Genomic DNA, 15836 nt, shown 5'->3' with positions numbered 1-15836 from the left:
GGATAGATTTGAAAATAGCAATAATAGGAGCAGGAGCAGCGGGAATAATTGCCGCCATTACTGCCAAAAGATTAAACAAAAATTTACAAATAGATTTATTTGATGCAAACAAAGGTATAGGTAAAAAGATACTAGCCAGTGGAAATGGAAGATGTAATATCTCAAACAATCAAATAACTTCAAAAAACTATCTAGGAGAAAATCCAGACTTTACAAGTTTTGCACTAAAAGAGTTTGATTTCAAAGCCTTTGAAAAGTTTTGCAAAAGTATTGGCCTTTTACTTGATATAAAACCAAGTGGAAAAGTATATCCTTTATCAAATGAAGCAAAATCAGTAACTAATCTTTTGGAGTTAGCATTAAAAGAGTTAGGTGTGAATATATATTTAGAATCAATGATAACAGACATTGAAAAAGTAGAAGATAAGTTTAATATCAAAACTCAAGAAAATGAATATAAAGCATATGATAAAGTACTAATCTCAAATGGTTTAGGAGCAGCTCCACAACTAAATGCAAACGAAAGCGGTTTAGACTTCGCCTCAAAATTTGGACACAGTTTCAATCCAACTTATCCTTCCCTTGTAGGACTTAAAACTGATAATACCTATAATGGAAAACTTCAAGGTGTAAAAAAAGAGTGTAATGTAAGCCTATATGTAAATGGAAATTTAGAGCAAGAGATTTTTGGAGATGTATTATTCACAAGTTATGGAGTTTCAGGATTCGCAATTTTAGATATATCACAACTGGCAGTTTTAAACCTAAGCCAATACCAAGATGTAAAAATAGCAATAAACTTCTTCCCAAAAATAAACAGAAATGATCTAGGCGACCAAATCCAAACACTTTTCAAAACTATCCCAAGTCAAAAAGCCGTAGATATAATAACAGGAATGGTATCAAATAAAATAGCACCAGTATTATTAGATATTTGTAAAATCAACATAGATACAAAAGCTGCTGATGTAAACGCAAAACAAATCAAAGCCTTAGCCTATCAATTAAACCAATGGAAACTAAAAATAATAGACACCCAAGGTTTCGGACACGCAGAAGCCAGTGGCGGAGGAGTAAGAACCGCTGAGGTAGATAATAAAACTTATGAGAGTAAGTTATGTAAAGGTCTGTTTTTTGCAGGAGAAGTTTTAGATATAGTAGGAAATAGGGGAGGTTTTAATCTTCAATTTGCGTGGGCGAGTGGTTACTTGGTTGGGAAAAGCTTGGGAAAGTAAAATGCTAATTATGAAATATAAGGGAAATATATGAGATTAGAAAATAGAAATGATATTTTATATTTAGATAAAATTAAATTTAAAAGTATTAAGGATAACATAGTTGATGATGATTGTGAGAAAATGGTTGAGATTGAAACAACTGAAGAATTAGAAATTTTATTAAATCTAAATGAGAATGACATTTTAAATAATATATTATTTGATGGTTTATTAAATGATATAGGATATCATTTTTATAAAAAAGAACAATGTATTATTTTTAAGTTATTTAAAGTTTTACCTGTAGAAGATTGGAATTATTCAATTTCACCTAAAGAATATTGTAAATTATTTAAGTTTTATTTTGCTGATTGTGATCCTATATACGAAGAAGGTAATATTTTTGTAGAGGTAGTTTATTTTGTAGATAAAAATGAAAGATTAAAAGATACAGAAATTTTTTTTCTTAATGAAATAGGAAATATTCATAAAAAAATTTTTCAACATTGTAATATAAATAAAAATATCGAATTTCCTCCTGAACATTTAACAGCAGGGATATCTATTCTTCAGTATTTTGGGAAATTACTACAAGAAAAGTATCCAAATGAAAAAGTAAGTGTTTCAATTAAACAAGAAGGTCTGAGAGTAACTATGATTATAGAAACTCCAGATGGTAAAAAAGAAGAAATAGAAGAATATTTAAATAGATATGGAATGGTTATAACAAATCAAATAACTCCCCAAGAATTTACATCAAATCCAATTCAATTAATTGAGTTAAAACAAGAACTAAGAGAAGCACAAAATAAAATCTTATTTCAACAGGAATTATTATCTTTAAAAGATGATACTTATAAAAATAGAATTATATCACTTGAAGATGAAGTGAATTTTCTTAGAAAAGAGTTTTCAGAAGCTTTATTAACAAATAAAGAAAATATAGAGATTCTTTTAAGTTCATTACTTACAAAAGACAAGTTGATTAAGAGATTGACTAAATCTATTGAAAAAAGAGATATAACAGAAACAAAACAATTATTGCTAGAGTTGAAAAAAGAAGATTCAAAAGGTTATGTTAGTTTAAAAGAACACATTGATAATATTATTGTAGGTAATTTAACAAATACTTCAGCATGGTTAGAATTTTTAATCACTCATTTTTCTAAATGATTTGGTCAAAATGGTACAATTTGTTATAATAATACCCACTCATTATCAAAGGAGTCTAAATGACAAAAAATGATATTTTAGAAAAACTAACTCAAGAAAAAAGTTATATCCAAAATACTTTTGAAGTTGATAAAATAGGACTATTTGGAAGTTATGCAAAAGATAAACAAACTGAAAATAGTGATATTGATATTTATGTAGAGTTTAAAAATAAAACATTTAAAAATATCTCAGGATTATGGGTATTTTTAGAAGAACTTTATAATAAAAAAATCGATTTAATGCACAAACACAAAAGAAGTAATGGTGCGATTTTTGACAAAATCCAAAAAGAAGTAATTTATGGATAAATCAACAACTATTGAACTAATTGATTTTATTCTAGAAAGTATTAGACTTATAAATAGAAGATTTAAAAGCATAAAATCGAGCGATGATTTTTTAGATTCGGATGAAGGACTTGATAAATTAGATGCTATTTCTATGAGAATCCAAGCTATTGGTGAAGCTTTAAAGAATTTGTATAAAAGAGAAAATGAACTTCTTTTAAAAGTAGCAGATAAAAACTATTGGAGTAGAATCATAAAAACAAGAGATTTTATATCTCATCATTATGTTGATATTGATTCTGAAACAGTTTTTGATATTTGTTCAAATGAACTACAAGAATTAGAAATAAAAGTTGGAGAAATTAGAGGTTATTTAAAATAAACTTTTAAAACCTCTCCCTCAAAACCACCAACTTCCTAATCTTCCCAAACTCAAAAATACCCTTATCACAATGAACTCTATTCTCATCATCCATCTTTAAAGCTTTGACATTTCTATAACTTTTATCTTCGTAAGTAAAACTAATATAGTTTTTATCAACAATAGCTTTTTGTAAAAATCTAAATTCTATATTCATTTTGAGTTCTTTTTTCTGAGTTGAAAGTAGTATAAAAAGATGAAAGAAAAACTTTCATCTTTTAAAAAAGTGAGATTATTTTGCCATAACTTTTTCGCTACAAACAGTAATAGCTTGTTTTACAATGCTACTATCAATATTTGCATATGATTGAATAGATGAAGCTTTTTCACATAATTCTTTTGCTTTATCCATAGATGCAACAGCTGTATTGTTTGATTTTACAGCAGTTGCTAATTTATCACCTAATGCGTCAGATGTTAAACCTAAAGATTCACCAGCTGTTTTTGTTAATGATTTTGTATCAGTATTTCCATTTAAAGCTGAAGTTCCTACATTTTTTAAAGCTCCTCCAACATCAAATGCTAAAAGTGCAGAAATAGATAATGCAGTTGCTAAAACGATTTTTTTCATATATATAATCCTTAAAATAATGTGGCGGATTATATCATTTTATCTCGGAATTTGACCTTGCCCAAGATATAATTTTCCTATCTTCTTGGATTATATGATGAACTAAAGCTATATCAATTATCTTTGCTAACTCTTTTTCAAAGACACTTTCATCTATTGTTGGTAACTGTTTTACAAAGCTATTTATCTTTTCAATAATGTCATGATGTAAAACTTTATGCTCTTCAATTAATGGGTAATTCATCTGTGACATATATTTTTCTTCATGTTTAAAATGAGTTTTCATATAAGTGTATAAATCAGTCAAAACTTCTTTGATTTTTGCATTTCTTAACTTTGGTTCTACCTCTGTAAAAGCTTCTTCTGCAATATCAAAAAGTTTTTTATGTTCTTTGTCAATCTCTTTATTCCCAACACTATAAATCTCTTTCCAACCAAAATTACTTTTTAAATCAGCAAGTGAAGTATTCCAAAGTTGGATTTTTTTATCCTCTAAAACTATATGTCTTATAAAATACTCTTCAATGAAATTAAGAAGAGATTTTTCAATTTCATGTAATTCCAATTTACTTAATTCAGAGATTAATGTTGTTAGCATATTTAACATATGTTTATGAAGAAGTTTGTGATTATGCAATTCTGGATAAGAGATTTCTTCCATATATTTTTGTTCATTTGAAAAATGAGTACCAACATAATCAAAAAGTTTTGTAATAATGTCTTTTAGTTTACTTTTTACTTTTTCATCATCTTTTAGTTTAGAAACATTCATGGCTTCTCTGGCTATGGTGAAGAGTTTTTGATGTTCCTTATCAATCTTAAAATTATTGATATTGTATTCTGATTTCCAAATTATTGTATCTTGGTTTAATTTAACAGTCATGATAACCTTATGTATTTTTTTATTACTTCAATTATAGATTTAAATTATTAATACAAGCTTTATTTTATGAAAATTTACTATAATACGGGAAAAAATAGGAAGCATTTTCACATGAGCAATATAGAGTTAATAGAAAAACCAACAACACCAGAACAAGAGAAGTTAGTACAATCACAATTTAATACAAACGTAGCATTTTTCATACATTTAAAAGCATATAATAATAGCGTAAGAGAAGAATTAGAAAAAAGATTATCAGAAGTTTTTTTCTTTTCAAGGGGAATTGACTGGAAATTTGATAGCTTTGGAATAGAAAAAACAGGTTCAAGAGGAACAGATGTTTTAGGTTATTTTATTTTTAGAGCAGTTGAAGTTGAAAAGTTACAAAAATTATTTATTGATGAATTCAAAGATTATGATAACGCAATAAAAATCACATGTTCACTTGCAAAATACGAAAAAGTTGAGGAAAACTTTTTTGAATTAGAGATATAAAAGAGGAAACTCTTTTATATCTTTTAATCATTTAAAAGCTCTTTTATTTCTAAGAATTTATCTAAATTATTAAAGAAAATATCTATTAAATTTGGGTCAAAATGTTTGCCTTTTTCTTCATTTAATAGTTTAAAAATATCTTCAAGAGGCCAAGCTTTTTTGTAAATTCTATCATGTCCTAAAGCATCAAAAACATCAGCAATTGCAGTAATTCTTCCATAAATATGAATATCTTCACCCTTTAAAGCTCTTGGGTAACCACTTCCATCCCATTTTTCATGGTGTTCTCTTGCAACTATTGCTGAGGCTTTTAAAATATCTCTTTTTGAGTGTTTTAACATTTCATAACCAAGTTGAGCATGGGATTTCATGATTTCAAACTCTTCGGGAGTTAACCTTCCTGGCTTATTTAAAATATTATCAGGAATTCCAACTTTCCCAATGTCGTGCATAGGACTTGCTTGTTTTAATAAGTTTGCTTCTTTTTCACTTAGTCCAGATAAGATAGCAAGTAAATAAGAGTATTCAGCAACTCTTTTTACATGAAGTCCAGTTTCTTGAGATCTTGTCTCTCCAATTGCTCCCATTGTAAAAACTACTTCTTTTTGTGTATTTATAATCTCTTCGTTTAGTTTAAAAATATCTGTTAAATCATTTAATACATTTAAATATTCAAGGATTTTACCTTTTTTAATAATTGGGTAAAAGATTGACCTAGTTATAAAAGTTTTACCTTTTTTTGTTTTTTTAGTTAATATGGTATTTACTGTTTTTCCATTTTCTAGTTGATTAAATATTTTTGTATTATCCCCATTATTTTTATGCTTTAAACTAAGTAATTCATCCCATTTTTTCCCAAGAATTTCACTTTCCTCATATTCACTTAGGTTTAAAAATTTTTCATTTACATATGTAATTAGTCCATTTATACCAATCTTCATAATAGCAACAGAAGCATTTACAGCATTTTCATATTGTTTTGTATAGTTTAGATTATCTTTTAATGTTTTACTTGTTGAATCAAGTTCATGCTTTAATAGTTGTTTGTACTCTTCAACTTCTGTTACATTATGTTTGATGCCAACATATTCTCGAAACTCACCATTTTTATAATAAATAGGAGCTATATCAGAAAGAAGATAATAAACAGAACCATTTTTTCTTTGATTTTTTATCAAACCATGCCATATTTGACCTGATTGAATAGTTTCCCATAGTTCTTCATGTTTTTTCAAAGGAGTATCTGGATGCTTAACAATATTATGATTTTTACCTATAAGTTCATCTTTTTTATAACCACTAATTTCTTGAAAATTCTTATTTATATGAGTTATTTCACCAAGTTGATTGGTTGTAGAGTAAATAGAAGATTCGTTTACTATATTTTTGAATTGTTTAAGATAATAGTTATTTTCATCGAGTTTTTCACTGGTTTTTTTTATAAGATTTGTAAGGGCATTAAGTTTTATATCTTTCTTTGAAGTTAAAATCTCATCATTTTCAAACTCTAATTTTTCATTAACTGTATTTTCATTTAAAGTGACGAATGTTGTTGAAATATTTAATAAATTATTTGTAGAGTCCTGTTTATCATGGAAGAATTCCCCATTAACTATTAATCCATTAGAAATTCCTAAGTTATTTAACATTTTAATTTCTTTTTTAAAAAAAGAGCCAAGCATTTGTTTTCTTGCTGAGCAAGAATAGATAAAAATGGATTCTTGTTTATGCTCATATTTACGTAAAATATTTTGTTTATTAAGCTCTTTTATTGAATCAATATTTGCAAAACCAAATTTTACTTTTTTATTTTTAGGTATTTCTCCTGCAAAAGTAATTGAGCCATTTTGCTCATTACAATTTATTAAAGCTCTTGCAATAAGTACATTATTCTCTTCATAAATCAAAGGAAATTCAGCTCCATATTTTATTAAATCATCTGCAAGAGTATTACCTAAATATTCCCTATATACATCTATGGCTCTTTTATTATCTATGGTATAAACAGTGGATTTATTGATTTTTGTAATACTCATTTCTTCACCTATTGATTCCCAATTAAATAAATAGTTTGTTTGAACTTCTAAGATATTTGAATTAATAGATGCGAATATTAAATCACAATCATCATGATTATTTGAAAATAAATTAGTTTGTTCTTTTGAAGAATAATCTCCTGTATTTCCTCCTGCAATAACAATATTTGGAAATTTCATATTCAATTTTTTTAAAAGAGTAGAATAATCAAAACTAAAATTTTTTGTAATTATTATTAATAGTTTAGTGTTTTCTTGAATTATGTTCTTTGATAAATCAATTAAAATATTATCAATAGATTGGTTTTTATAACCTTTTGAAAGAGTATTTGATGCCTCAAAAATTGAGAATGAAATGATAATATCGCTGTATGTGATTTTTCCATCTGAAATTATTCCACTTGTTGATGCACCAATAATTGCGCTATTATAAAAAGAATTTTGTAAAAATTCTTTGATTTCTAATATGTTTTCTATCCTATTTTTTGAATAGAAGATTTGAATTAAAAGATTATTTGAATTTCTGATTTGATTTTTTACAATAAAATTTTCTAAATCCTCTTTTTTTTCATATTTATGGTTTAGTGTAAACATATAATTTTTACCTTACTAACAGAAGCGTTTGTTTTTTATATATTGAAGAGTTTAAAAACTCTCCCAATCTGATTCTTCATGTTTTGAAGTAATTATCTTTTTTTCTTGTTTTACTGGACTATTCTTTTTTGATATTAAATCAGGTTTTGATTTCTTCTCAACATTTCTAGCTTTTACTTGGTTTTTACCTAAAAACTCTTTTTCATCAGCGCTACTTACAACTAATTTCGCTATTTCATCTGTTAAAACTGCAACATCATGAGTTTGAGAAGCAACCATGGCATTTTGTTGAGTTTGTTGATCTAATTGATTAACAGCATCATTGATTTGCTCAATTCCTAAAAGTTGTTCTTTTGAAGCATTTTGAATATCTGATATTAAATTTATTGTTAAAGAAATATTTTCATTTAACTGTTTATATCCCTCTATCATATTTCCAGCAATTTCTTTACCTTGATTTGCTTTTGTTGTTGCATTTTGAACTAAATCTTTTATCTCTTTAGCTGCTTCTGCACTTCTTGAAGCTAGGTTTCTTACTTCTGCTGCAACTACTGCAAATCCTTTTCCAGCTTCTCCTGCTGTTGCTGCTTCAACGGCTGCATTTAGTGAAAGAATATTTGTTTGAAAGGCAATTTGATCAATTACTGTAATTGCTTCATTAATCGCTGTAACTTGTGCATTTATTTCATCCATAGAAATATTTGTTTGATTAGCGAGTTTTTCTCCATGTGTTGCTGAACTTGTAACTTTATCTGAGTAACTAGCCATTTTTGAAATACTTTGCGTATTATGTCTAATATTAGAAGTTATCTCTTCTATTGCTGCTGCTGTTTCTTCTAGACTTGCTGCTGCTTCATTTGAACTGATATTTAATTTATCTACATTTGTAAGTAGTATATTTGAACTCTCATCTAAAGTTAAACCATTTGATTTATTTTCAACTAACATTTCTGTAATAGAATCACCAAGAGTATTAACTCCATTTGCAAGTTTTAGTAGATGCTCTTTTATATCATTTGTTGAAATTTTATTTAAATAGTGATAGTTTGAATACTCTTCTAAAATATGAAGAACATTATCAATATTTGATTCTAAATTATCAGCCATTTTATTTAATACATCTTTTAGTTGCATTAAAGCAGGATTTGAAACATTAATATTTAATCTTTGGCATAAATCACCTTGCTCAAATTCTCCTAAAACACTAATTGTTTCATCTATTAATTTTCTATCTTCTTCAATACCTTGTTTTGTTTTTGTTATATTTTTATTAACAACTTTTGACATTTCCCCAAATTCATCATTGGCTCTATCATCAAGAAGAGAAACATCTTTTATTTCTCTGTTTAAATATCCAAAAAATGTGAGTAATCCATTCTTAAACTCATTTAATGAATTTACAACAATATTTGATATTAGTATTGAGATTAAAATAAAAACTACAACAGAAATAATTGCAAGAATGATTAAAATTCTATTCAATAAATTAAAAGCTTCATCCCTTAACTCTACAGCACTTAAATTTATTTCAATAATTTTATCTTCTAATTTTAAGCCTATATCTGCCATTTTTAATATTTTTTCTTTCATCCCATCAGACTCAACTATAACGCCATTTGCGAAATCAACAATTCTCTTTTTAGATAAAGAATCAAAATCATTAATATAGTTTTCAGAAAATGCCAAAATATCATCACATAAATCTCTATTTTTTTTAGTAACAAGAATGGTTTTTAATTCAGAAACATTTTTGTCTAATTTTTTGAAATTTTCAATAACAATTACTCTATTTTCTTCTTTAGGGTTTCGTAAGAATTGATAGATAGAAATTCTTCCTTTTAGTACTTGTTGAACAAATTCATCAGTTGTTAATGCAACATAATTTCTAGTATTTGCCATATTGCTATAATAATTATATACAAAAGTTGAAATAACAACAATTGCTATAAATAAAGTAGGGAATAGGAACAGTTTCTTTTTTGTACTTAAATTTCTTAACATAAATATATCCTTGGAAGAATTAGTTAATAATATTTATATGTGTAAAAAATATTATTTTTACTACTTGTAAATTGGTATAATTTACAAATACATTAACTATTTTTTCTTAGAATTCTATTCCAACTTTATATGTAAAAAATGACAAATGACGTATTAATACTATTTTTTATTAGTAAGAAATAAAAATATTAAGAATTGACTCTATAAAATATGATAACCTTTGTTATAAATATTTTCAATAAAGAAGTTATTATTTCCCGTAAGATTTGTTATTTTTCTTTTTAACCTTGATATAAGTTGAATTATTGAGTTATCTTTTATGTCATTATTTAAAGATATATATTCATTTATCTCTTCAGGAGTAAAAAACCTAGAATCATATTCAATAAATAAATCAATTAATGCAATTTCATTTTTTGTTAGTGAAATTCTTTGATTATCAAAAAATAGCTCTTTTTTTTGTTTATTCCATGTGAAATTTCCACTTAATTTTTTTATATCTGGATTTTGATATTTACAAAAAAAATCCTTTTTACATTTATTTAGTACATCTATTAATTCATCAATTTTAAAAGGTTTTATAAGATAAGAAAAAGCATGGACATTTATTGCTTGTAATAAATTTTCTCTATCGCTGTAAGCAGTTAAAAAAATAATGGGAATTTTTCTATTTAGTTCTCTAATTTTTCCAGCAAGTTTTAATCCATTTATTTTTGGAATATTAATATCTAAAATTATAATATCAACTTTTTTTTCTTTAAAAAATTTTAGAGCTTCTTCTCCGTCTTGTGCCACTATTATTTCATTAAAGTGTCTTTTTAAAAAGAAATCTATATTTTCAATAGTATCTTCATCATCTTCGACATAAAGTAAATTTAAATTTGACATTCATTCTCCTTTGGTAGGGTTATTTTAAAATTTGTATAAGAATTTTGTGAGTAAACATCTATCTTCCCACCAATACTCTCTTCTATAAGCATCTTTGCCATGTATAGTCCAAGCCCAGAACCTTCATTCTTAAATTTTGTAGTGAAATAAGGCTCGAAAACTTTGTCTATAATTGAAGAAGGAATTCCTCCTGCATTATCTCTTATATATAATATAACTTTTTGATTTTCAACATTGGCAAAAATCCCAATATATTTGTGATGAATTTTTGTTTTTTTAAAAGAATCAATAGAGTTTTCTAATAAAATCAATAGTACTTGTAAAAATTCATTTTCGAAAGTGTAGATATTAATTTGTTCATCTATTTCTATATCAAATTTTATATTGTGGTCACTACTTTGTACCAAAGTAATGGCTTTTTTTATTAAGCTATTCAAACAAAAACTATTTTTTTCTTTATTTGGATGAAAGAAATTCATAAAATCTTCTAAAGTATTTGACATATAACTTATATTTTTATTGATGTGAAATATTTTTTTGTCTATTAACTCTTTTTGATCTAAAATATGAGAATTATCTTTTAGTATATTCTCTATTACTTGTATTGATAAGTTTATTCTATTTAATGGTTGTCTCCATTGATGGGCAATATTATTTATCATCTCTCCCATGGACGCTAATTTTGCTTGTTTAAATAATATCTCATCTTTTTTTCTATTTTTTGAACTCTCTTCTGTTACTCTTTTCTCTAAATTTTTATTTAGTTTTTGAATTTTAGTTTTTAAAATACTTTCTCTAATATAAACAATTACGAGAAAACTAATAACTAATAATGAAACTAAAAGTACCAAGAACATTGATTTATGGTTTATAATTTCCTTATATCTAATAGAAGTATAATCATTCAATATAAGCTCTTTTTCTTCTTTTGTAGTATTGTTAATTATTTTATTAAAAATATTTTTTAATAAAATATCATCTTTTCTAAGATATAAAAATAAGTTAGTTTTGTATTCTAAATTTCCAGTAATATTAAGTTCAACGTTATAACTTTTTTGCAAATTATAAATTACTTCAGCAATATTTCCAATATAGCCATCTGCTTTATTTGATAGAATTTGTTTGAATGCAGAACTTGAATAGGGTGTTGTGTAAATTTCACTAGAGGGATAATTTTGTTTTAAAATATTTACTAATTTGTCATCATTTAACATAAATAGTTTTTTGCTTTTTAATTGTTCAAAACTTGTAACAAATGAGTTGTTGTCCAAACTAACAAATACGTAAGGGAGTTCTAAATAAGGTTTGGTAGATATGAAATTTTTGTTTTCTAGTGTGGATGAAAGAAAATCACAATTATGATTTTCTAATTGTAAAAAACTTTCTTCTTCTGAATTTGTAGCTACTAAACTTATATTTATATCAAGTTTTTTTTCCAGAAATTTTATATACTCATAATTTATTCCAATAGAATTTTTATTCGAATAATTTTCATATGGTAAGAAGTTAGTTCTCATACACATTTTTAATGTATCTTTATTTTCTAAATAATTACTTTCATCTATATTTAATATAGGTTTAGATTCATCAAATATAAAATCTGTAGGGTTTTTAGAATTTTCAAATTGTCCCATCAATCGATATGTATCGTAGATACGAATTAATTTATTTTTATCAACATTTCCAAGAGCATTATTTTTATAATAGGATAGTTTTTTTAATTCTTTAGCTTCAAAAATAAGTTCTTCTTTTGTTAAATTTTGAGTATTGTATTTTTCTAAAATTAAATCTACACTCTCTTCAATATTTGAGTAGGCATATTCCCAACCTTTTAATGAAGCTTTTTTAAAAGCTAAAACTTTAGCTAAATCTTTTTTGATTAATTCACTAGTTGTAAATAAGAAATCACTATAAAAATCAAAACCATAATCTTTTGGGGAGAAAGTATTAAAAGGGATATTCCTTTGTATTAAAGTAAAAGGTGCTTTAGAAACATAAGCACTCATTATGTCCACTTTGTTGTCTATTAAATCATTTATATTATGGGAATGTTTAATTATATTTAAGGATGTTTGATTGATATTGTTAGAAACAAAGATTGCTTTTATTGAAGCTTGAGTTTTATCATTTTCACTTAGCATTATTCTTTTATCTTTGAAATCTTTAATATTATTTATATTTGAATCTCTTTTTGCTATTAGAATAAGTGGAGAAATTTGTAGTAGAGGATAAAGAGCAATTATATTGTGATAAGTATTTATTTTTTCAGAAATTAAAGTTTCTCTGGCTATTCCAAAGTCAACTTTTCCCTCGCTGATCTCTTTCGTGACATTTATATTTAAATTAAAATCTTTTATATCCACATCCAGCCCGAAATCTTTATAGAAGCCTTTTTCTTTTGCTATATAATATCCAGCAAATTGAAATTGATTAAACCATGAAAGTTGTAATATAGTTTTTTGTAAAACTTCATTGGCACTCAAAGGAAAAGGTAGGAAAATTATAAATATAAAATATCTATACACAATCTAAGGATTATCCTTTTATTAAATAACAGAGTCGAACGATTATTATAGCTTAAAACAATATAGTAAAAATGACAATATTAAAAAATAGATTTATCTAGTATAAAAGAGTTAGATTAGAGAATAAATGTATAAAAGATTTTTCTTTTATACATTTTTGTAGGTTCTAATTATTAGAAAAGCAATTATAGAAATAAAGCAGATTGAAAGTCCTATTGGTAAAAAAGTTCCATCATGAAACATTAGAGCAATTGATGAAATAATTGATCCTAATCCAAATTGGACAACTCCAATTACACCTGATGCAACTCCAGCATTTTTTTGAAAATATTCCAAAGCTAAAGACATACAATTTCCAAAAATAAATGCCATCATACTCATGTATGTAGCAATTAAAATCATTACTAAAATTAAACTGATATTTTCTTGATTTAAAGTAAAAATTATACCTGTCGCAATTTGGATTAAAATAGCAACTTTTACAAGTGTTAAATCAGTATATTTTTTTAATAAATTGATATTAACTTTTATCATTAGCATCATTAAAACAAAATTTATTCCAAAGAAAAAAGGAAAATAATCAGTTGAGATTTTAAAATATTCTATATAGATAAATGAACTTTTTGCAATAATTATAAAAAATCCACCAAAACTAAATCCAAGCACAAGCATAGCTTTCATAGCTGCTTTGTGAGTTAATACTATTTTGTACGATTCCCAAATATTTTGTTTTACATAAGTATAACTTTCAGGTAAATCTTTATATATAAAAAATGCTACAACTAAAGCATAAAGAGTTAAAAATATAAATACAGCTTCCCAATCAAAGAAATGAACAATCGCAGCTCCAATGGTTGGAGCGATTAGTGGTGCGATACTTCTTACTATTCCCATGAGTGAAAATACTTTTGCAGCTTCTGCTCCATGAAATCTATCTCTTACAGCAGCAGCTGCATTTACAATAACAACTCCTCCAAAAAATGCTTCAAAAAATCTATAAGTCCATAGCTCATAGATACTTGTACTAAATATTATGATAAAACTAAATAATGCATAACCTAAAAGTCCATAAACTGAACACATTTTTCTTCCATATCTATCTGAAAGAGGTCCTCCAAATATTTGTCCTACAGCAAGTCCTATTAAAAAAATAGATAATGATAACTCGATTTTTTCAATACTTACACTAAAAACAGTTGCAATATCTGGTATAGATGGAATATACGTATCAACACCCATTGGTGCAACTGAAGATAAAATTGATAATAAAATTATTAGATATAAATGATTAATTGATTTTTTCATTACAACTCTTCAACATTTGAAGTAACCTTTTCAAGTAAGTTTATAAGTATAGTAACTTCTGTATCTTCTAAATTTGAAAATAAAGAATCTCTAAATTCTTTTACTTGGTTTGCACTTTTTTCTAAAATTTCATCTCCTAATTTTGTAAGTTCAATTAGATTTGTTCGTTTGTCTATTTGTTTTTTTAAGATAAAACCTTTTTTTTCTAAGGTTGCAAGGGTTCTACTTATTGTAGTTTTGTCTTTTCCTAAAATATTTGCGATTTTTGTTTGATTTACATCTTCTTCATATTTTATAATTTCTAAAGTAGCTCTTTGTTCAGGAGCTATATCAAAAGTGTGAAGTACTTGCGTATATTTGTTATTTATTTTATTTGCAGTTTGATTTATTTTAAAACCAAGTGATTTTTCTAATTCATAAGCCATAATTATCCTTTGATTGCATATGCAATAGTTGCATATACAACCTTTAAAGGTAATTAATCTAACATTTTATGTTTGATGGGCTTAAATCATTGATTTTTAGAATTTTATCAAGTCTGATTTGAGTTCCATCACTTAGAATTAAAAACTCTTCTTTATTTTTTGTTTTAAAATCAACTATTAACTCTTCTATGAGTAGTTCATTTTCATTATCCATATAAAGAATTTTCGATTTAATTCTTTTTACTGCCAACTCTTCTAACATATCATAAAATTGACAGCTTATTGTTTTATATATATCACCCATGTTATTTGAGTATTTCTAGAATATCTAAAGGATGTTTAACAATAAAAGTTGCACCATTGTCTCTTAACTCTTTTTCATCTCTAAATCCCCATAAAACACCAACACCAATCATTTTCGCATTTTTTGCTGTTTGCATATCAATCATTGTATCTCCAATAAAATATATCTCTTCACAAGGAGTGTTAAAACTATTTGCAATTTGAATTGCAGCTGTAGGATTAGGTTTTTTCTCAACATGAGATTTTTGACCATGAATCTCTTTTAGATTATATTTTGAGAATAAACTATTCACATGAGCGAGGGTTGCTTCATGGGGTTTATTTGATAAAATACCAATTTTATAATCTAACTTTACAAGTTCATCAAGTAAATCATAAATTCCCTCATAAGGTTTTGTTTTATCATGAAGTTTTAAATCATAAATTTCTTTAAATTTTTCAGAGATAGTCTCTTTTAGTTGGGTTTGTGAATCTACATTTAAATCTTTTAGGACATTATCAACTAAAACACTAACTCCACCACCAACAAAATATTTATAAGCATTTATTTCATATGTTGGTAAATCTAACTCTTTTAAAACTGTATTCATACAAAGAGCTATATCTTCGAGTGAATCAATAAGTGTTCCATCTAAATCAAATATTATTGTTTTTTTAGTATTCATTTTTT

Annotated in this window: 16 protein-coding genes; 5 read left to right on the top strand and 11 right to left on the bottom strand. The window is 25.7% G+C overall.

Annotated elements, in window-relative coordinates; translation table 11 throughout:
* The first annotated feature begins 8 nt into the window (after positions 1-8).
* The 4 genes from AVENP_RS15585 to AVENP_RS15570 are packed head-to-tail and all read left to right on the top strand — an operon-like array spanning position 9 to position 3101.
* Positions 9-1235, top strand: coding sequence for a BaiN/RdsA family NAD(P)/FAD-dependent oxidoreductase (locus AVENP_RS15585; RefSeq protein WP_128359854.1), 1227 nt, complete (start codon positions 9-11; stop codon positions 1233-1235).
* Positions 1236-1265: 30 nt separating this feature from the next.
* The gene (locus AVENP_RS15580; RefSeq protein ID WP_128359855.1) at positions 1266-2390 is read left to right on the top strand and encodes a hypothetical protein; all 1125 of its coding nucleotides are present in this window, start codon (positions 1266-1268) and stop codon (positions 2388-2390) included.
* Between the two features lie 59 nt (positions 2391-2449).
* A complete protein-coding gene (locus AVENP_RS15575; protein ID WP_128359856.1) occupies positions 2450-2740 on the top strand; it encodes a nucleotidyltransferase family protein in 291 nt (96 codons plus the stop codon).
* Positions 2733-3101: a HepT-like ribonuclease domain-containing protein gene (locus AVENP_RS15570; RefSeq protein ID WP_128359857.1), complete on the top strand. Its 369-nt coding sequence runs from the start codon at positions 2733-2735 to the stop codon at positions 3099-3101. The genes AVENP_RS15575 and AVENP_RS15570 overlap by 8 nt, the downstream gene beginning before the upstream one ends.
* Before the next feature lie 4 nt (positions 3102-3105).
* On the opposite strand, the gene AVENP_RS15565 is transcribed toward AVENP_RS15570, so the two are convergent.
* The 3 genes from AVENP_RS15565 to AVENP_RS15555 all read right to left on the bottom strand — a co-directional run bounded on the left by AVENP_RS15565 (position 3106) and on the right by AVENP_RS15555 (position 4594).
* Positions 3106-3297: a hypothetical protein gene (locus AVENP_RS15565; protein ID WP_128359858.1), complete on the bottom strand. Its 192-nt coding sequence runs from the start codon at positions 3295-3297 to the stop codon at positions 3106-3108.
* 75 nt (positions 3298-3372) lie between these two features.
* Positions 3373-3711, bottom strand: coding sequence for a hypothetical protein (locus AVENP_RS15560; protein WP_128359859.1), 339 nt, complete (start codon positions 3709-3711; stop codon positions 3373-3375).
* Positions 3712-3745: 34 nt separating this feature from the next.
* A complete protein-coding gene (locus AVENP_RS15555; protein WP_128359860.1) occupies positions 3746-4594 on the bottom strand; it encodes a bacteriohemerythrin in 849 nt (282 codons plus the stop codon).
* 111 nt (positions 4595-4705) lie between these two features.
* On the opposite strand from AVENP_RS15555, the gene AVENP_RS15550 reads away from it, so the two are divergent.
* Entirely contained in the window at positions 4706-5089 is a 384-nt protein-coding gene (locus AVENP_RS15550) for a hypothetical protein (protein WP_128359861.1), read from the top strand.
* 23 nt (positions 5090-5112) lie between these two features.
* On the opposite strand, the gene AVENP_RS15545 is transcribed toward AVENP_RS15550, so the two are convergent.
* The 8 genes from AVENP_RS15545 to AVENP_RS15510 form a co-directional block, all read right to left on the bottom strand.
* Entirely contained in the window at positions 5113-7719 is a 2607-nt protein-coding gene (locus AVENP_RS15545; RefSeq protein WP_128359862.1) for an HD domain-containing phosphohydrolase, read from the bottom strand.
* A 51-nt stretch (positions 7720-7770) separates the two neighbouring features.
* Positions 7771-9720, bottom strand: coding sequence for a methyl-accepting chemotaxis protein (locus tag AVENP_RS15540; protein ID WP_128359863.1), 1950 nt, complete (start codon positions 9718-9720; stop codon positions 7771-7773).
* A gap of 201 nt (positions 9721-9921) precedes the next feature.
* Entirely contained in the window at positions 9922-10608 is a 687-nt protein-coding gene (locus tag AVENP_RS15535; protein ID WP_128359864.1) for a response regulator transcription factor, read from the bottom strand.
* Positions 10596-13133: an ABC transporter substrate-binding protein gene (locus tag AVENP_RS15530; protein ID WP_153802246.1), complete on the bottom strand. Its 2538-nt coding sequence runs from the start codon at positions 13131-13133 to the stop codon at positions 10596-10598. The genes AVENP_RS15535 and AVENP_RS15530 overlap by 13 nt, the downstream gene beginning before the upstream one ends.
* A 147-nt stretch (positions 13134-13280) precedes the next feature.
* On the bottom strand, positions 13281-14438 hold the full coding sequence (locus tag AVENP_RS15525) for a multidrug effflux MFS transporter (RefSeq protein WP_128359866.1): 1158 nt from the start codon (positions 14436-14438) through the stop codon (positions 13281-13283).
* The gene (locus AVENP_RS15520) at positions 14438-14863 is read right to left on the bottom strand and encodes a MarR family winged helix-turn-helix transcriptional regulator (RefSeq protein WP_128359867.1); all 426 of its coding nucleotides are present in this window, start codon (positions 14861-14863) and stop codon (positions 14438-14440) included. Before AVENP_RS15520 ends, AVENP_RS15525 begins: the two co-directional genes overlap by 1 nt.
* Positions 14864-14921: 58 nt before the next feature.
* Positions 14922-15167, bottom strand: a complete 246-nt coding sequence (locus AVENP_RS15515) for a hypothetical protein (protein ID WP_128359868.1) — start codon at positions 15165-15167, stop codon at positions 14922-14924.
* Position 15168: 1 nt separating this feature from the next.
* Positions 15169-15831 carry an HAD family hydrolase gene (locus AVENP_RS15510; RefSeq protein ID WP_128359869.1) on the bottom strand — a complete coding sequence of 221 codons (663 nt, stop codon included), beginning with the start codon at positions 15829-15831 and terminating at the stop codon, positions 15169-15171.
* Positions 15832-15836 lie beyond the last annotated feature (5 nt).

Origin of the sequence: Arcobacter venerupis, assembly GCF_013201665.1 — a bacterium.
Classification (GTDB): Bacteria; Campylobacterota; Campylobacteria; order Campylobacterales; family Arcobacteraceae; genus Aliarcobacter; species Aliarcobacter venerupis.
The sequence above is the reverse complement of the archived record's forward strand: the minus strand, read 5'-3'. Positions and strand labels throughout refer to the sequence as shown.